This window comes from Kitasatospora sp. NPDC001225, assembly GCF_053597855.1.
Genome location: NZ_JBSFJC010000059.1, coordinates 1 through 16,795, shown reverse-complemented (window position 1 = coordinate 16,795; position 16,795 = coordinate 1). Strand labels below are relative to the sequence as shown.

Below are 16,795 nucleotides of genomic sequence, written 5' to 3'. Positions count from 1 at the left end.
TCGGCCCGGCGAAGAAGCCTTTCGCCGCCACCTGTAACGCCACCCGGGGCGCACCTGGTCATCCAGGTGTCAGGGGAGAACGAGCGAGGGGGCCGGGCAGGATGCGACCGGACGGTCAGGGGAAGGCGGCCCGGGGCGGGCGGCGGGACGAGGACTTCCAGGCCTTCGCGGCCGCCCGCGCCAGACCGCTCTACCGGTCGGCCTGCCTGCTCACCGGCGGGGACACCCACCTCGCCGAGGACCTGGTGCAGGAGGCCCTCGGGCGGATCTACGCCCAGTGGCACCGCACCTCCTGGTTCGGGGCCAAGCGCCGGATCGACAACCCGGCCGGGTACGCGCACACCGTGCTGGTGCGGGCCTTCCTCTCGCACCGCGTCCGCCGCTCCAGCGGCGAGCGGCCGGTCGAAGCGGTGCCGGACGGCGCGGCCCCGCAGGGCGACCCGGAACTGCGGCTCGCCCTGGTGGACGCGCTCGGCCGGCTCGCCCCGCGCGACCGGGCGGTGCTGGTGCTCCGCTACTGGGAGGACCGCAGCGTCGAGGAGACCGCCGCGGTCCTGCACAGCACCCCGGGCGCCGTCCGGACCCAGGCCTTCCGCGCGCTCGGCCGGATCCGCACGGTGCTCGGCAGCAGCCTCGACGACCTCGCCGAGCGCTGAGCCGGCGCGTCACGTCACGTCAACCCACTTGGTAGAGAGGTTGGTTCAGCATGTCCGCAGAGCACGACGGGCCCGAGGAGCGGTTCGAGCGGGCCTTCACCGAGGCCCTCGGCAGGGCCGGCGAGGCCTACGACACCGAACCCGGCCCGCTGGTCGACACCGGCTGGTCGCACGGCCGTCGGCTGCGCCGCAGGCGGCGGATCGGCACCGTGGCGGGCGCCGCCGCGCTGGCCTTGGTCGGGGTGGGCGCGGCCGGGATCGGCGGCTTGCTGCCCGGGCTCGGCCCGACGTCCGCCAGCTCGGTCTCCTCCGGTGCGGCCGTGGGCCGGCCGGTCTCCGGCGCCGAGTTCCAGCGGATGCTCACCGAGCTCCTGCCCCCGGGGACGGTGCAGGTCGGCGAGGCCCGGGGGACCGAGAGCGACATCCCGCAGCTGCGGCTGGTGCTGGACGACGGGAACGGCCCGGTCCAGTACCTGTTCTGGATCATGCGCAACGGCGTCGAGCCCGGCTGCCTGGGCCCGCTTCCGGGCGACGCCTGCAGCGAGACCGACCTCCCGGGCGGCGAGCACCTGACCCTCTATCAGGCCGGGACGCGTCCCGGCGAGCCGGCCGGCTCCAAGACCTGGTCCGCCACGTTGACCGGGACCGGCTACGAGATCCTGCTCCAGGAGTGGAACCGCAAGCCGCTGGAGCAGGGCACGCCGATCACCCGGACCGACCCGCCGCTGACGCCGGACCAGCTCACCGCGGTGGTGAAGGACCCGCGCTGGAAGAAGGTCGTGGCGGCGTTGCCGAAGGGCCCGGTGATGGGGGTGGTCGTCACCCCCGCCCCCGGCGCCGCCTCGACCTACGTGCCGGACTCGGTGGTCACCGGTCCGGTCACCCTGCCGGCCTTCCCGAAGCCCGGCAGCTGAGCGCCGCTCAGCTCGCGGGGCGGTTGCGCTCGTACACCAGGCGCAGGCCGATCAGGGTCAGCCAGGGCTCGTGCACGTCGATGGTGCCGGCCTCGCCGAGGACGAGCGGGGCCAGGCCGCCGGTGGCGATCACCTGGACGTCGTCCGGGTCCTTGGCGAGCTCCCGGGCCATCCGCTCGACCAGGCCGTCGACCTGGCCGGCGAAGCCGTAGAGGATGCCGGACTGCATGCCCTCGACGGTGTTCTTGCCGATCACGTTGCGCGGGCGGGCCAGCTCGATCTTGCGCAGCTGGGCGCCGCGGACGCCGAGCGCCTCGACCGAGATCTCGATGCCGGGGGCGATCGCGCCGCCGACGTAGTCGCCGCGCGCGTTGACGGCGTCGAAGGTGGTCGCGGTGCCGAAGTCGACCACGATGCACGGGCCGCCGTACAGGTGGTTGGCGGCCAGCGCGTTGACGATCCGGTCGGCGCCGACCTCCTTGGGGTTGTCCATCAGGACGTGCACCCCGGTCTTCACGCCGGGCTCCACGATCACCGCGGGGACGTCGCCGTAGTAGCGGCGGGTCACCTCGCGGAGCTCGTGGAGCACGGCGGGGACGGACGAGCAGATCGCCAGGCCCTCCACCGCGGCCTCCTTCACCGCGGTGTGGCTGCCCATCAGCCCTTGCAGCAGCACCGCCAGTTCATCGGCCGTGCGGCGCGGATCGGTGGAGATCCGCCAGTGTTCCACCACGTCCTCGCCGTCGAACAGGCCGAGCGTGGTCTGGGTGTTGCCGACGTCGATGGTGAGGAGCACGGGGACGCTTTCTGCGAGTCGGGACGGGACTGCGGCCGACCTGACGGTCAGGCGCGCAGGTCCAGGCCGATGTCCAGGATCGGCGAGGAGTGGGTGAGCGCGCCCACGGCCAGGTAGTCGACACCAGTCTGGGCGACCTCGCGCGCGCTGGCCAGGGTCAGACCGCCGGAGGCCTCCAGCTTCGCCCGGCCGGCCACCAGCGCGACGGCCTCCTTCAGCTGGCCGACGGTGAAGTTGTCCAGCAGGATCAGGTCCGCCCCGGCCTCCAGCACCGGCGTGATCTGCTCCAGGGTGTCCACCTCGACCTCGACCGGCAGCTCCGGGTACGCGGCCCGGACGGCCCGGAAGGCCTCGGCCACGCCGCCGGCCGCGACCACGTGGTTGTCCTTCACCAGCGCGGCGTCCGAGAGCGCCATCCGGTGGTTGGCGCCGCCGCCGCAGCGCACCGCGAACTTCTCCAGCGCGCGCAGGCCCGGGGTGGTCTTGCGGGTGTCCCGGACGACGGCGCCGGTGCCCTCCAGGGCGTCCGCCCAGGCGCGGGTGGCGGTGGCGATGCCGGACAGGTGGCAGAGCAGGTTGAGCGCGCTGCGCTCGGCGGTCAGCAGGTCGCGGGTGCGGGAGCGGACCGAGAGCAGCACCTGGCCGGCCTCGACCCGGTCGCCGTCCTCGACGTGCCGCTCGACCTCGAACTCCTCCTCGCAGACCAGCGAGACGACGGCCTCGGCGACCCGCAGGCCGGCCACCACGCCGGCCTGGCGGGCGGTGAAGTCGGCGGTGGCGACGGCCTCGGCGGGCACGGTCGCCACCGAGGTGACGTCCTCGCCGCCGGCCAGGTCCTCGGCGAGCGCCAGGGTGGCGATGTCCTCGACCTCGACCGGGTCCAGCCCGGCCTGCTCCAGCAGCTCGGCCAGCTGCGGGTCCAGACCGGTCTCGTAGCCCTCGCCGTCCCCGCAGGCGCAGCCGTCGCCGCAGCCGCCCTGGTCGGCCAGGGGGAGTTCCTCGTGGGAGTGGGTCATGGTTCTACTGCTCCTCAGGGGTGCTGACGGGACCGCCGGTGGCGGCGAGGGTGGTGATCAGGTGGCGCCGCCAGTGGGCGTCGTCGCGCTCGGGGAAGTCCTCGCGCCAGTGGCAGCCGCGGGTCTCCTCGCGCTGCGCGGCGGCCGTGACCAGGGCGGTCGCGACCAGCAGCAGGTTGGCGGCCTCCCAGGTCTCCACCCGGGGGTCGGCCGGCTTCTCCTCGGCCACGTGGGAGCGGGCCTGCTCGGCGAGCAGGGCCAGTCCGGCCGCGGTGTCGGCCATCGACGCGGCGGAGCGCAGGATGCCCGCGCCGCGCGACATCAGCCGCTGGATCTCGGCGCGCGCCTCCGACGGGGGCAGCGGGACGGGCTGCGCGGCGCGGGCGGCGGCGACGTCCACCGCGCGCTCGGGCAGGTCGCCGGCCGCGTCCAGCCCCGCCAGGTCGGCGGCGATCCGCTCGGCGAAGACCAGGCCCTCCAGCAGCGAGTTGGACGCCAGCCGGTTGGCGCCGTGCACCCCGGTGCAGGCGACCTCGCCGCAGGCGTACAGGCCGGGGACGCTGGTGCGGCCGTGCCGGTCGGTGCGGACGCCGCCGGAGGCGAAGTGCGCGGCCGGGGCGATCGGGATCGGCTCGGTGACCGGGTCGATGCCGTTGGCGCGGCAGAAGGCGAGGATGGTCGGGAAGCGGTGCTCCCACATCTCGGCGCCGAAGTGCCGCCCGTCCAGGAACATGTGCTCTGCGCCCTGCTCCTGCATGCGCCGGGTGATCGCCTTGGCGACGATGTCGCGCGGGGCGAGTTCGGCCAGCTCGTGCTGGCCGACCATGAAGCGGACGCCGTCCGCGTCCACCAGGTGGGCGCCCTCGCCGCGGACCGCCTCGGAGACCAGCGGCTGCTGGCCCTCGGCCTCCGGACCGAGCCAGAGCACGGTGGGGTGGAACTGGACGAACTCCAGGTCGGTGACGGCGGCGCCGGCCCGCAGGGCCAGGGCCACGCCGTCGCCGGTGGAGACCGCCGGGTTGGTGGTGGCGGAGAAGACCTGGCCCATGCCGCCGGTGGCGAGCACCACCGCGCGGGCCCGGACGGCGCCGACGCCGTCGCGCTGGCCCTCGCCCATCACGTGCAGGGTGAGCCCGGCGGCGTGGCCCGCCGCGTCGGTCAGCAGGTCGAGCACGAGCGCGTGCTCGATCAGCTCGATGCCCGGGTCGGTGCGGACGGCGGCGACCAGGGCGCGCGATATCTCGGCGCCGGTCGCGTCCCCGCCCGCGTGGACGATCCGGCGGCGGTGGTGGCCGCCCTCGCGGGTCAGCAGGACCTCGCCGTCCTCGCCCCGGTCGAACAGGGCGCCGGTGGCGATCAGCCGGCGGACGGCGTCCGGGCCCTCGGTGACCAGGGTGCGGACGGCCTCCTCGTCACAGACGCCGGCGCCGGCCACCAGGGTGTCGTCCAGGTGCTGTTCGGGGGTGTCCCCCTCGCCCAGGGCGGCGGCGACGCCGCCCTGGGCCCAGCGGGTGGAGCCTTCGTCCAGCACGGCCTTGGTGACCACCATGGCCCGCAGGCCGGCCTTGCGGACGTTGAGCGCGACGGTGAGGCCGGCGACCCCGGAGCCGACCACGACCACGTCGGTGGCGGCGGTCCAGCCGGGAGCCGGTGCGGTGAGGCGGTGCGTGGACATGGGTGGCTGGCTCCTTCAGCGCGAGACGGCGTCGGCCGCGCCGTTGCCGTCACCGTACGCCCTGTCACCCCGGAGCAGTCCGCTGCCCTCCGGGGCCTCCGCCGGGTCCCCGCCCAGGCCGGTGATCCGGTTCTGCCCGTCCACGAAGACGATCTTCGGCTCGTAGCCCCTGGCCTCGGCCGTGTCCATCTGCCCGTAGGCGATGAGTATGACGAGGTCGCCCGGGTGGACGAGGCGGGCGGCGGCGCCGTTGATGCCGATCACGCCGGAGCCGCGCGGGCCGGCGATGGTGTACGTCTCCAGCCGGGCGCCGTTGTCGATGTCGACGATGTGGACCAGCTCGCCAGGGAGCAGGTCGGCGGCGTCGAGCAGGTCCTCGTCCACCGTGACGGATCCCACGTAGTGCAGGTCGGCCTGGGTCACGGTGGCCCGGTGGATCTTGGACTTGAGCATGGTGCGGAGCATTGCGGGTCACGCCTCCTGTGAGTGCATGCCTGAAGGGGGTTCTTACTGCGGTACTACCGAACGATGATGCGGACGTTGTCGATCAGGCGGGTCGGGCCCACCTTCGCGGCGACGGCCAGCACCGCCTCGCCCTGGAAGTCGTCCGCCGCCTCGGAGAAGTCGTGCGGGTCGATCAGGGCGAGGTAGTCCAGGGTGACGCCCTCGGCGCCGTCCAGGGCGGCCGAGGCGGCCTCGCGGACGGCCTTCGGGCCCTGCGCGGCGGCGTCCCGGCCGGCGAACAGGGCCTTGGACAGGGCGAGCGCGTGCTCGCGGTCCTCCGCCGAGAGGTAGCGGTTGCGCGAGGACAGCGCCAGGCCGTCCTCCTCGCGGACGGTCGGCACGCCGACGATCTCGACGTCGAAGTCCAGGTCGGCGACCATCCGCTGGATGATCGCCAGCTGCTGGGCGTCCTTCTCGCCGAAGAAGGCGAAGTCCGGGTCGGTGATGTGCAGCAGCTTGGCGACCACGGTCAGCACGCCGTCGAAGTGGCCGGGCCGGGTCGCGCCCTCGAAGCGCTCGCCCATCGGGCCGGCCGCCATCCGCACCTGCGGCTCGCCGTTCGGGTAGACCTCCTCGGCGGACGGCGCGAAGACCACGTCGGCGCCGTGCTCCTCGGCCAGCCGCACGTCGTCGTCGAGGGTGCGCGGGTAGCGCTCCAGGTCCTCGCCCGGGCCGAACTGGAGCGGGTTGACGAAGACCGTCACCGCGACCCGGCCCTCGCGGCCGACCTGCTTGCGGGCGGCCCGGATCAGCGCGGCGTGGCCCTCGTGCAGCGCGCCCATGGTCATCACGACGGCGTTGTCGACCGGCTGCTCGTCCGGCCAGAACGCGGCCTCGAAGTCGTCCACGGTGCGGGTGACGACGGCCCGGTGGACCTTCGGCGTCCGCTGGGGCTTGTTCGGCTGCTTACCGCGTGCCATCAGTGCTCTCCTCGTTCAGTACGTCCAGCAGTGCCGCCGCCGACGTTTCGTCGATGGTTCCGTTGGCGAGCGCCCGCTGCGCGGTGGCGCGGGCCATCGCCCGGTAGGCCGCCGGGATGTCCGGGGACACCGTACTGAGCTGCGCCAGGTGGCGCCGCACGGTGCCCGCGTCGCCCCGGGCGACCGGGCCGGTGAGGGCCGCGTCACCGGAGCGCAGGCTGTTGTCCAGGGCGGCGCCCAGCAGCGGGCCGAGCAGCCGGCCGGGCTCGGCGACGCCGGCCGAGCGCAGCAGCTCCATCGCCTGCGCGACCAGGGTGACCAGGTGGTTCGAGCCGTGCGCGAGGGCGGTGTGGTAGAGCGGGCGGACCTCCTCGGGCACCCACTCCGGCTCGCCGCCCATCTCCACCACCAGCGCCTCGGCGACCGGCCGCAGCTCCTCGGGGGCGGTCACGCCGAACGGGCAGCCGGCCAGCCGGGCCAGGTCCACCGAGGTGCCGGTGAAGGTCATCGCCGGGTGCAGGGCCAGCGGCAGCGCCCCGGCCCGGGTGGCGGGCTCCAGGACGGCGACGCCGTGGGCGCCGGAGGTGTGCACGACCAGCTGGCCGGGGCGGACCGCGCCGGTGGCGGCCAGCCCGGCCACCAGGTCGGCCAGCGCGTCGTCCGGGACGGTCAGCAGCACCAGGTCGGCGGCGGCCAGGACCTGCGGCGGGGTGACGATCCGCACGCCCGGCAGCAGCGCCTCGGCGCGGCGGCGGGAGACGGCGGAGACCCCGGAGGCGGCGACCACGGTGTGCCCGGCGAGCTGGAGCGCCGCGCCCAGCGCGGGGCCGACCCGGCCGGTGCCGACCACGCCGACGGCCAGCCGGGCGGGGCGGTTGCCGGGGTCGCCTGGGTCGCCGAAAGCCTGGTCGGCGAAGTCGGACGGATTCACGTCCACCCTTGTCCTGCCTTGTCCTGAATGACCGTTCCAGTCCGCTCCACGGGTACCGGACGTACCGCCCCAGTCTACGGGGGCGCCCGGACGCCGAAGCGGCTCAGTCGCCGGCCCCGGCCCGGATCAGCCCGGCCTCGTACGCCAGCACCACGGCCTGGACCCGGTCGCGCAGCCCCAGCTTGGCCAGGATCCGGCCGACGTGGGTCTTCACGGTGGCCTCGGAGAGCACCAGCCGGGCCGCGATCTCGCCGTTCGACAGGCCCTGGGCGACCAGCAGGAACACCTCCCGCTCGCGCTCGGTCAACGGGCCGAGGACGTCCGAGCCGGGCGCGCTCTGCGGGGTGGGCAGCACCTCGGCGAAGCGGTCGATCATCCGTCGGGTGGTGGTCGGGGCGACCACCGCGTCCCCGCCGTGCACCGCGCGGATCGCGGCCACCAGCTCGGTCGGCGGGACGTCCTTGAGCAGGAAGCCGCTGGCGCCGGCCTTGAGCGCGGCGAAGGCGTACTCGTCCAGGTCGAAGGTGGTGAGGATGAGCACGTGGGGGGCGTTCGGCAGCGGGCTGCCGTCCTCGGCGAGGCAGATCCGGCGGGTCGCCTGCACGCCGTCCAGCCGCGGCATCCGGACGTCCATCAGGATCACGTCCACCTCGGTGCGCCGCAGCTGCTCCAGGGCCTGCGCGCCGTCGCCCGCCTCGGCGGTGATCTCGATGTCGCCCTGCGACTGGAGGATCATCCGGAACCCGGTGCGCAGCAGTTCCTGGTCGTCGACGAGCATCACGCGGATGGTCAAGGTGGGACTCCTTGGAGGGGGGTGGACGGCGGACGGGGCTAGTGGGCCGCCTTGAGCGGCAGGACGGCGCGGATCCGGAAGCCGCCGCCGGGGCGGGGGCCCACGTCGAGGCTGCCGCTGACCATGCCGACCCGCTCGCGCATGCCGATCAGGCCGTGGCCGAGGCCGTCCGCGCCGCCGGCGGCCAGGTGCTCGTCGGTGCTGCCGCGCCCGTCGTCCTCCACCAGGACGGCCAGCTCGCGCTCACCGAAGTCGACCGCGACCCGGGCGTGCGCGTCGGGGCCGCCGTGCTTGCGGACGTTGGTGAGCGCCTCCTGGACGATCCGGTAGACGGTCAGCTCGACGCCGCGCGGCAGCTCGCGCGGGTGCCCGGAGGTGGCGTAGTCCACGTCGAGCCCGGCGGTGCGGACCTGCTCCAGCAGCTCCGGCAGCTCCTCGACGCCCGGCTGCGGCACGTACTCCTCGGCCTTGGTGTCGGCGGTGCGCAGCACGCCCAGCAGGCGGCGCATCTCGACCAGTGCCTGGCGGCCGGTGGAGGCGATCGTGCCGAGCGCCTCCTTGGCCTGCTGCGGGGAGTTGTCCAGCACGTACGCGGCGCCGTCGGCCTGGACGATCATCACCGAGACGTTGTGCGCGACCACGTCGTGCAGCTCGCGGGCGATCCGGGCGCGCTCGGCGGCGACCGCCACCTTGGACTGGGCGTCCCGCTCGCGCTCCAGCCGGGCGGCGCGGTCCTCCAGCTCGGTCAGGTAGGCGCGGCGCACCCTGGTCAGCCGGCCCCAGGCCCAGCAGAGGATGAACGGCGTGCTCATCAGCAGCGTGATCAGCGCCGCCTCGCCGAAGGTGTACGGGCGGGTGTGGGCGTCGCCGGCCCGGTCGAAGACCGTCTTCACCGGCATCATCTGCCAGAACACCAGCGGCCCGGAGGCCAGGCCGGCCGTCAGGGCCAGCCGGGAGATCCACTTCTGGCCGAAGGCGGCACCGGTGTAGGCGAAGACCAGGTAGGCGATCGAGGAGCCGGCCGGCGAGATGTCCACGAGTACCTGGCCGACGCCGATGGCGGCGGCGGCGGACACCGTGAGGTCGGGGAAGCGCCGCCGGACGACCATCAGCAGCGGCAGCACCACCGCGATCGCGAGCGAGACGTCGAAGCGCCAGCCGTCGTCGATCGGGCCGTCGTTCGGCACCAGGCCGGCGAAGAGCACCATCGCCGCCCAGGCGGCGTCGACCACCATGGGGTGACGGCGGAGCCAGGCGTTGAGTCGATGCACGTGTCCAGCGTAGGCAGTCGCTCCGTGTGCCCAGGTCCGCCGGTAGGGCGATCCGCCCTACTCCGTAGGTCGGAGAAGCACCCGATCCGATGGGGAGGGTCGACCGGGCGCCGGGTAGCGTCCAGCCCCATGACTTGGATGCGGTGGGCGCCCGCCATGGAACGGGCCCTGTACGACCCCGGGCAGGGCTTCTACCGCAGGCCGGAGGGCCCCGCCGGCCACTTCCGCACCTCCGTGCACGCCTCGCCGAGGTTCGCCCGTGCGGTGGCCCGGCTGCTGCTGGAGGTTGACGAGGCCCTCGGTCGTCCGGAGGAGCTGGCCCTGGTCGACATGGGGGCCGGGCGGGGCGAACTGCTCACCGGCGTCCTGGCCGAACTGCCCGCGGAGGTGCTGGCGCGGCTGCGCCCGTACGGCGTGGAGGTCGCCGACCGCCCGGCCGGCCTGCCGTCCACAGCCCTGTGGACGGACCGGCCGCCGCGCGGGGTGACCGGGCTGCTGTTCGCCAACGAGTGGCTGGACAACGTCCCGCTGGACGCCGGGGAGGTCGACGAGGACGGGGTGCTGCGCTACGTCGAGGTGGACACCGCGACCGGCGGGACCCGCCTCGGCGAGCCGGTCTCGGCGGCCGACGCGGCCTGGGCCGGCCGCTGGTGGCCGGTCGCGGAGCCCGGCGACGCGGTGGAGTTCGGCGGCCCCCGGGACGCCGCCTGGGCGCGGGCGGTGGCCGGGCTGGAGCGCGGCCTGGCCGTCGCCGTCGACTACGGGCACACCGCCGGGCGGCGGCCGCCGTTCGGCACGTACGCCGGTTTCCGGGACGGCCGGGAGGTGGCCCCGGTGCCGGACGGCTCCTGCGACGTCACCGCGCACGTCGCGCTGGACTCCGTCGCCGTGCCCGGTCTCCACAGCCTGTGGACAACGCAGCGGGAGGCGCTGCGGGCGCTCGGCGTGAGCGGCGGGCGCCCGGCGCTCGCGCTGGCCACCAGCGACCCCGTCGGCTACCTGCGGGCGCTCAGCGGGGCGGGGGAGGGGGCCGAGCTGACCGACCCGGGCGGGCTGGGCGCCTTCGGGTGGCTGGTGCAGGCTGTCCGCATGACGGAACCGGTGAGCTTGGCGGGCCTGCCGGGATGGCAGACTCTGGGGGCATGAGGGAGACCACGGTCGGCATCGGGGCGGGAGCCGAGAACTTCACCGGCGCGGCGGGCACCACCGACATGGTGCTCAACATCGGCCCGCAGCACCCGGCCACCCACGGCGTGCTGCGCCTGAAGCTGGTGCTGGACGGCGAGCGCATCGTCAGCGCCGAGCCGGTGATCGGCTACATGCACCGGGGCGCGGAGAAGCTGTTCGAGGCCCGTGACTACCGGCAGATCATCATGCTGGCCAACCGGCACGACTGGCTCTCCGCCTTCTCCAACGAACTCGGCGTCGTCATGGCCGTCGAGCGGATGCTCGGCATGGAGGTCCCGGAGCGGGCGGTCTGGATCCGCACCCTGCTCGCCGAACTCAACCGGGTGCTCAACCACCTGATGTTCCTCGGCTCGTACCCCCTGGAGCTCGGCGGGATCACCCCGGTCTTCCACGCCTTCAACGGCCGCGAGGACCTCCAGCACGTGCTGGAGGAGGCCTCCGGCGGCCGGATGCACTACATGTTCAACCGGGTCGGCGGCCTCAAGGAGGACCTGCCGGCCGGCTGGCTCGGCCGGGTCCGCACCGCCGTCGCCACCGTGCGCTCGCAGCTGCCCGTCTTCGAGGACCTCGTCCTCGGCAACGAGATCTTCCGCGCCCGCACCGCCGGGGTCGGCGTCCTCACCCGGGCGCAGGCCGAGGCGTACGGCGTCAGCGGCCCCATCGCCCGGGCCAGCGGCCTCGACCTCGACCTGCGCCGCGACGAGCCGTACCTGGCGTACGGCTCCGAGGAACTGCGGCAGGTGCTCACCGTGGTCACCCGCGAGGAGGGCGACTGCCTGGCCCGCTTCGAGTGCCTGCTGGAACAGACCCTCAACGCGCTCGACCTCGCCGACGCCTGCCTCGACAAGCTCGCCACGCTGCCGCCCGGCCCGGTCAACCAGCGGCTGCCCAAGGTGCTCAAGGCGCCCGAGGGCAGCACCTACGCGTGGACCGAGAACCCGCTCGGGATCAACGGCTACTACCTGGTCTCGCGCGGCGACAAGACGCCGTGGCGGCTCAAGCTGCGCTCGGCGTCCTTCAACAACATCCAGGCGCTCACCGAGCTGCTGCCGGGGACGCTGGTCGCGGACATGGTGGCGATCCTGGGGTCGATGTTCTTCGTGGTCGGGGACATCGACAAGTAGGCCGGTTCCGGCGGTGGGCCGGTGCCGCCGCGTAGGGCGGGCACCGGGGGCGGGGGTCAGTCCTTCTTGGCCTTCCTGACCGGGTCCGCCGGGTGCGGGGCCACCTTGCGGTCGCCCTTGGTGGCGATCCGCTCCTCGCACAGCCGGGCCAGCACCTCGTACCCCTTCCGGCCCATCAGCTCGGTGAGCTCGGGGCGGTAGCTGACGTACACCGCGTCCGCGCCCTGGTGGGCCGCCGGGGCGCCGGTGCACCACCAGTGCAGGTCGTGGCCGCCCGGGCCCCAGCCGCGGCGGTCGTACTCGCCGATCGTGACCTGGAGGTAGCGGGTGTCGTCGGGGCGGTCGATCCAGTCGTAGGTGCGGCGGATCGGCAGCTGCCAGCAGACGTCCGGCTTGGTCTCCAGCGGCTCGCGGCCCTCCTTGAGGGCGAGCGCGTGCAGGGCGCAGCCGGCGCCGCCCGCGAAGTCCGGGCTGTTCACGAAGATGCACGCGCCGCCGACCCGGCGGGTCTGGCGGTCGCCGTCCTCGTCCAGCATGGTGATGCCGCCGTCGGAGACGATCCGGCCCTTGGCGTCGGTGCCCTCGGCGAAGTTCTCCCACAGCTCGGGGGTCAGCCGGGTCGCGTGCCCCAGGACGCGCTTCTCGTCGTCCTCGTCCGAGTAGTGCGCGCCCAGCGTGCAGCAGCCGTCCGACTCGCCGCGGCCCTCGCGGATGCCGTGGCAGCCCTGGCCGAAGACGCAGGACCAGCGGGAGGTCAGCCAGGTGAGGTCGCAGCGGAAGACCTGCTCCTCGTCGGCGGGGTCGGCGAACTCGACCCAGGCGCGGGCGAAGTCCAGCGGGACCTCGTCGCGCGGGATCTCGCGGCGCAGGCTCGGCATCGCGAGGTCGACGGGGGCGGGGGAAGCCTTGGGCTTCGCCTTGGACTTCTTCTTGGACGTTTCTGCTGGTGCCACCCGGCAAGGGTAGAGCTTTCGGGGGCGGGAGCGCGGTGGCGGGACCGGTGGCGGGGTCGGTGGCGGGGTCGGGGCGGGTTTTGCGGCGGGGCCCGGCGGAGCACGGGGCGGGGTCGGTGGTGGCGGGGTCGGCCGGGGTGAAGGCGGGGTGAAGAGGTCCGTCGGGCGCTGCGGGCGGGCCCGGGGGCGCGCCTAGGATGGCGGCCGGTCCGCGGCGGGGTCCGCGACGGGACCGCTACGGGGAGGTACGGGGATGGCAGGCGGCAGCACCGGGGCGTCCGGCGGCGCGGGCGGGGAGTTCGTCCTCAAGCCGTGGGAACTGCACGGCGAGGGCCGGGAGTTCGAGAAGCTCGGCGGCGAACTGACGAAGGCCGTCGCCGCCCTGGAGCAGGGCCTCGCCGCGCTCGGCGCCCCCTGGGGCGCGGACCAGCCGGGCAGCGGGTTCGCCACCGTGTACGGGCAGGCGCGCGGTGAACTCGTCGGCGGGCTGCGGGGGTTGGCCGGGCGGGTGGCCGGGGTCGGGGCCGGGCTGCACACGATGGCCGCGCGGACGGCGGACGCGGACAGCGCGGCGGCGGGTGGGTTCGGGGCGACGGCGGTGCCGGGGGTCGCGGGAGTTCCCGGGGTGCCGGGGGCAACCCCCGGGGTGGTGCCCGCCGTCCCCAAGGACATGTCGGTCTGACGGACCCGGCCCGAAGCCCGGCTCGAAGGGGGAAGCGCGTGTCCCGGAAACTGCCCGAGGAACTGGTCCCGGTGCTGGCCCGGACCGGCCGACTGTGGCCGCAGGCCGACGAGGAGGGCCTGCGCAAGGCCGCCGGAGTCTGGCGCGAGTTCGGCAAGGAGGCCGACCGGCTCACCCGCCGCTGCGGCGAGTCCGTCCGGCGGGTCACCGCCGACAACTCCGGCCACGCGGTCGAGGCCTTCGGCGCGTACTGGCAGGCCTTCAGCGGCGGCGGCAAGGGCCACCTGGACGACGCGCACAGCGCGGTCGGGCTGGTCGCCGGGGCCTTCGACACGTCCGCGCGGGCCGTGGACACCTGCAAGGCCGAGATCATCGCGACCCTGCGGCAGCTCGCCGCCGAACTCCGGCAGGCGGAGGAGCAGGCGGCCAAGGCCAAGGAGGCGGCCGGCAAGATCGCCGCGGCGGCGACCGGCGGCGACCCGGCCGGGAACGGGGTGGCCGGGAGCGAGGTGGTCGGGAACGGGGTGGCCGGCGGACTGCGGAAGGCCGTCGGCGGCCTCGCGGCCACGGTGGAGAACGCCGCCACCGAGCAGGTCGCGGCGGGGGTGGCGGCCGTCGCCGTCGAGACCGCCGCGCTGAAGATCGGCGGACTGCTCGCCGAACTCGGCCGCGCCATGAAGGACGCCCTGTCCGGCGTGCTCGTGGAGCCGGCCGCGGTCGCCCTGCTGAAGCTCGGCAGCACGCCGGGGACGGAGGTCACCGCCGCCTCGTACCGCAACGGCGCGTTCGACCCGCTCGCCGCCGGGTTGCCCGCCGCCCTCGGCGAACCGGGCGTGCTCGGCGCCGACGGCTCCGGGCTGGTGCTGCTCGCCGGGAAGGACGGCAAGCCGCTGGTCGGCGTGCCCGGGCTGACGGTCAAGGTGGACGAGCAGGGCCAGCCCGTCCTCGGCCCGGACGGGCAGCCGGTCATCCTCCGCGCCGACGGCACGCCGGTGGCCGACGCCACCGGGTTGCTGGTCGTCCCGGGGCCGGACGGCACGCCGGTGGTCGGGGTGGCGGACCTGGCGGTCCGGCTGGACGAACACGGGCAGCCCGTGCTCACCGACGAGGACGGCAAGGCGCTCCGCGGGGTGCCGCTCGCCGGGCTGACACCGGGGGCGGACGGACCGGGGGCGGACGGGCCGTCGGCGGTCGGGCCGGGTGGCGACAAGCCGCTCGCGGGTGCGGCGCCCGACGGGCCGACGGTGCCGGGCGCGGTGACGGTGGCCTCGGTCGCGGTGGCGGACCCGGGGGCGGTCGTCGGCAGGCCGGACGTGGCGAGCGCGGCGAGTGCTCCCGTGGGTGCGTCGGCGGGCGGTGCCGTGGCGGCCGGGGGCTCGCCGGGGCAGCACCGGGCGACGGGCGGTGGGGGCGGCGGTGACTGGGCACCGCTGGCACCGGCCATTGCCGCGCCGGCCCGGCAGGGCGGCGGGTCGGCGGGCTGGTCGGACGGGGACTACCCGCTCCAGGCGCCCGCGGCCGCCTCGCACAGCGGCGGGAGTACGGGCGGGCCGGTGGCCGTACGGACGGACTCGGTGAGCGCTCCGGCCGCGCCCGCCACCGCGCCCGTCACCGCACCGTCCGCCGGAGGACCCGCGTACGGCCCGGCGCCGGAGACCCCCTCGGCGGTCCGGCCGGTCGGGGTGCCCGGGCAGTTCGGGACCCCGGCGTATGGCGGCGGGTACGGCGCGTACCAGGCGGCCGGTCCGGTCGCCACCGTCGGGCCGGGGCCGTTGGCGGGCACCGGCGGCGGACCCGCGAACGTGGCGGCCCCGTTCGGCAGCGGCGTCGGGGCGGGGGCGGCCGGCAGTCCAGGCGGCGTGGTCGGCGGTCCGGCCGCTGGAGGGCCGCCGACCGGCGCGCCGGTGGCCCGGACCCCGGTCGGCGCGGCGCCGCACCCGGTCGTCGGACCGCCGCCGGTCCACACCGCGCCGCCTTCCCCGGCCGTGCCCCCGGTCGTCGGGACCACCCCGGTGATCGGCCGCCCCGAGGCGCACCCGGTGGAGGCCCGACGGCGGGAGAACGCGGCGGTCCCCGCCGACCCGACCCTCGCCTGGGGCGCGGTCCCGGTCGCGACCGCCCACGCGATGGCCCTCCAACTCGCGCTGCGCGCCCGGCGCGGAGCCCAGCCGGAGGATCCGGCGTTCCGGCCGCGCAGCATCGCCGACAGCCGTCCGTACGGTCTGCCGGGCGGGCTCGCACCGGTCGACCCGGAGCACCAGGCCGAACTCGAACGCCGCGCCCCCCGGGACGCGGACGGCCTGCCCGTCCGCCACCCCGACCCGGCCGCCGGCGGCTGGGCGGAGGCCGTCAACGACGGCGGCCACCGCGAACCGGGCCGGGCCAACAACAGCCTGGAGATCGCCCTCTCGGCGGTCGAGTGCTACACCGGCCGCCCCACCTGCGCGGCCCCGCGCATCCCCACCGAGGGCGACGCCGGCGAACGGGGGGGCCGCGACCGCGCCGAACGCGAACTCGGCGCCCCCTTCCGGGACCTGGGCGACGGCGCCCCGGCCTTCGACCGCCTCGCTGACGACCTCCGCCGCGCCGGCCACGGCTCGCAGGCGGTGCTCCTCACCCTCGACGCCTACGGCCGCCCGCACGCTTGGAACGCCGTCAACCACCAGGACGCCGTCACCTACCTCGACCACCAGCTCGCCCGCCAGGCCCCCACCCCCCTCCACCCCGCCACCCACGGCCTCTGGGCCATCGCCCTCACCCCCGAAGGCCGCCCCCTCCCCCTCACCCCCGCCGCCTGACCCGCCCCCTGCCACCTCGTTCCCTGACCCGCACCCCACACCCCGCGCAGGAAGTCGGCCCGCCCGACTTCCTGCGCAGCCGGACGCAGTGCCCCCTGCCACCTCGCCTCCTGAGCCGCACCCCCGCACGGCCTGCCCCGCACCCCCCTTGCCCCCTTGCCGCCTGACCTGCGTCACTGACCCGGACCCCGTACCGCGCGTAGGAAGTCGGCCCGCCCGACTTCCTGCGCAGTTGCACACGACACCCCTTCTGCGGAGAAATCTGTAGACCGGTCGCCATATTTGCCACACGGGAACCGGGGGTAGCCCGCGCGAGAAGTCGACATGGCGACTCTGCTGGCGAAGTCGGTTGGGTTGGGCGTGGGACGGTAAGTGTGTGCCGGTCGGGGCGGGTTGGCTGTCTGTGGGGGTGGGTCGTGTTGCGTCCTGGTGGTGTGTCGGGGATTCCGGCGGAGACGGTGGCGCTGGCTCGCCGGGTTCATCCGCGGGGGACGGACGAGATGCGGGTTCGGGACGCGCTGGGTCCGTTGTTCAGCGACGTGGACTTCACCACGGGTGAGTTCGAGGAGATGTA

Annotated in this window: 15 protein-coding genes; 6 read left to right on the top strand and 9 right to left on the bottom strand. The window is 75.2% G+C overall.

From position 1 onward, the window contains the following. Positions 1-101 precede the first annotated feature (101 nt). Together ACWDCZ_RS21090 and ACWDCZ_RS21085 are read left to right on the top strand one after the other, a co-directional pair. The gene (locus tag ACWDCZ_RS21090; RefSeq protein ID WP_049661170.1) at positions 102-656 is read left to right on the top strand and encodes a SigE family RNA polymerase sigma factor; all 555 of its coding nucleotides are present in this window, start codon (positions 102-104) and stop codon (positions 654-656) included. 50 nt (positions 657-706) lie between these two features. Next, a complete protein-coding gene (locus ACWDCZ_RS21085; RefSeq protein WP_449816634.1) occupies positions 707-1,570 on the top strand; it encodes a hypothetical protein in 864 nt (287 codons plus the stop codon). Between the two features lie 7 nt (positions 1,571-1,577). On the opposite strand, the gene ACWDCZ_RS21080 is transcribed toward ACWDCZ_RS21085, so the two are convergent. The 8 genes from ACWDCZ_RS21080 to ACWDCZ_RS21045 form a co-directional block, all read right to left on the bottom strand. Beyond that, complete coding sequence (locus ACWDCZ_RS21080) at positions 1,578-2,366, bottom strand: type III pantothenate kinase (protein ID WP_074001702.1); 789 nt, start codon at positions 2,364-2,366, stop codon at positions 1,578-1,580. Between the two features lie 47 nt (positions 2,367-2,413). Beyond that, a complete protein-coding gene (nadC, locus tag ACWDCZ_RS21075; RefSeq protein WP_049660205.1) occupies positions 2,414-3,382 on the bottom strand; it encodes a carboxylating nicotinate-nucleotide diphosphorylase in 969 nt (322 codons plus the stop codon). A 4-nt stretch (positions 3,383-3,386) separates the two neighbouring features. Then, positions 3,387-5,057, bottom strand: coding sequence for an L-aspartate oxidase (locus tag ACWDCZ_RS21070; RefSeq protein ID WP_074001701.1), 1,671 nt, complete (start codon positions 5,055-5,057; stop codon positions 3,387-3,389). Between the two features lie 15 nt (positions 5,058-5,072). Next, complete coding sequence (gene panD, locus ACWDCZ_RS21065) at positions 5,073-5,522, bottom strand: aspartate 1-decarboxylase (protein ID WP_449816633.1); 450 nt, start codon at positions 5,520-5,522, stop codon at positions 5,073-5,075. A gap of 53 nt (positions 5,523-5,575) precedes the next feature. Beyond that, positions 5,576-6,481, bottom strand: coding sequence for a pantoate--beta-alanine ligase (gene panC / locus ACWDCZ_RS21060; RefSeq protein ID WP_074001699.1), 906 nt, complete (start codon positions 6,479-6,481; stop codon positions 5,576-5,578). Further along, a complete protein-coding gene (locus tag ACWDCZ_RS21055; protein WP_074002121.1) occupies positions 6,468-7,412 on the bottom strand; it encodes a Rossmann-like and DUF2520 domain-containing protein in 945 nt (314 codons plus the stop codon). The genes panC and ACWDCZ_RS21055 overlap by 14 nt, the downstream gene beginning before the upstream one ends. Positions 7,413-7,515: 103 nt before the next feature. Continuing rightward, positions 7,516-8,205 carry a response regulator gene (locus tag ACWDCZ_RS21050; protein ID WP_074001698.1) on the bottom strand — a complete coding sequence of 230 codons (690 nt, stop codon included), beginning with the start codon at positions 8,203-8,205 and terminating at the stop codon, positions 7,516-7,518. 38 nt (positions 8,206-8,243) lie between these two features. Beyond that, complete coding sequence (locus ACWDCZ_RS21045) at positions 8,244-9,476, bottom strand: sensor histidine kinase (RefSeq protein WP_449816632.1); 1,233 nt, start codon at positions 9,474-9,476, stop codon at positions 8,244-8,246. A 129-nt stretch (positions 9,477-9,605) separates the two neighbouring features. On the opposite strand from ACWDCZ_RS21045, the gene ACWDCZ_RS21040 reads away from it, so the two are divergent. Both ACWDCZ_RS21040 and ACWDCZ_RS21035 read left to right on the top strand, forming a co-directional pair. Continuing rightward, the gene (locus ACWDCZ_RS21040) at positions 9,606-10,622 is read left to right on the top strand and encodes an SAM-dependent methyltransferase (RefSeq protein WP_074001696.1); all 1,017 of its coding nucleotides are present in this window, start codon (positions 9,606-9,608) and stop codon (positions 10,620-10,622) included. Beyond that, positions 10,619-11,788 (top strand): NADH-quinone oxidoreductase subunit D, encoded by a 1,170-nt coding sequence (locus ACWDCZ_RS21035; protein ID WP_049660332.1) that lies wholly within the window; start codon positions 10,619-10,621, stop codon positions 11,786-11,788. Before ACWDCZ_RS21040 ends, ACWDCZ_RS21035 begins: the two co-directional genes overlap by 4 nt. Before the next feature lie 56 nt (positions 11,789-11,844). On the opposite strand, the gene ACWDCZ_RS21030 is transcribed toward ACWDCZ_RS21035, so the two are convergent. Continuing rightward, positions 11,845-12,741 carry a hypothetical protein gene (locus ACWDCZ_RS21030; RefSeq protein WP_387822721.1) on the bottom strand — a complete coding sequence of 299 codons (897 nt, stop codon included), beginning with the start codon at positions 12,739-12,741 and terminating at the stop codon, positions 11,845-11,847. Positions 12,742-12,994: 253 nt separating this feature from the next. Between ACWDCZ_RS21030 and ACWDCZ_RS21025 the strand changes: the two genes are divergently transcribed. Both ACWDCZ_RS21025 and ACWDCZ_RS21020 read left to right on the top strand, forming a co-directional pair. After that, entirely contained in the window at positions 12,995-13,423 is a 429-nt protein-coding gene (locus ACWDCZ_RS21025; protein WP_380739269.1) for a hypothetical protein, read from the top strand. A 38-nt stretch (positions 13,424-13,461) separates the two neighbouring features. Continuing rightward, positions 13,462-16,221, top strand: a complete 2,760-nt coding sequence (locus tag ACWDCZ_RS21020; RefSeq protein ID WP_449816631.1) for a toxin glutamine deamidase domain-containing protein — start codon at positions 13,462-13,464, stop codon at positions 16,219-16,221. Positions 16,222-16,795: the final 574 nt, after the last annotated feature.

Bases quoted from the DNA above. Each gene is read 5' to 3' on its own strand.
- ACWDCZ_RS21090 (WP_049661170.1), top strand. From the start codon at position 102: ATGCGACCGGACGGTCAGGGGAAGGCGGCCCGGGGCGGGCGGCGGGAC.
- ACWDCZ_RS21085 (WP_449816634.1), top strand. From the start codon at position 707: ATGTCCGCAGAGCACGACGGGCCCGAGGAGCGGTTCGAGCGGGCCTTC.
- nadC (WP_049660205.1), bottom strand. From the start codon at position 3,382: ATGACCCACTCCCACGAGGAACTCCCCCTGGCCGACCAGGGCGGCTGC.
- ACWDCZ_RS21070 (WP_074001701.1), bottom strand. From the start codon at position 5,057: ATGTCCACGCACCGCCTCACCGCACCGGCTCCCGGCTGGACCGCCGCC.
- panD (WP_449816633.1), bottom strand. From the start codon at position 5,522: ATGCTCCGCACCATGCTCAAGTCCAAGATCCACCGGGCCACCGTGACC.
- panC (WP_074001699.1), bottom strand. From the start codon at position 6,481: ATGGCACGCGGTAAGCAGCCGAACAAGCCCCAGCGGACGCCGAAGGTC.
- ACWDCZ_RS21040 (WP_074001696.1), top strand. From the start codon at position 9,606: ATGACTTGGATGCGGTGGGCGCCCGCCATGGAACGGGCCCTGTACGAC.
- ACWDCZ_RS21035 (WP_049660332.1), top strand. From the start codon at position 10,619: ATGAGGGAGACCACGGTCGGCATCGGGGCGGGAGCCGAGAACTTCACC.
- ACWDCZ_RS21025 (WP_380739269.1), top strand. From the start codon at position 12,995: ATGGCAGGCGGCAGCACCGGGGCGTCCGGCGGCGCGGGCGGGGAGTTC.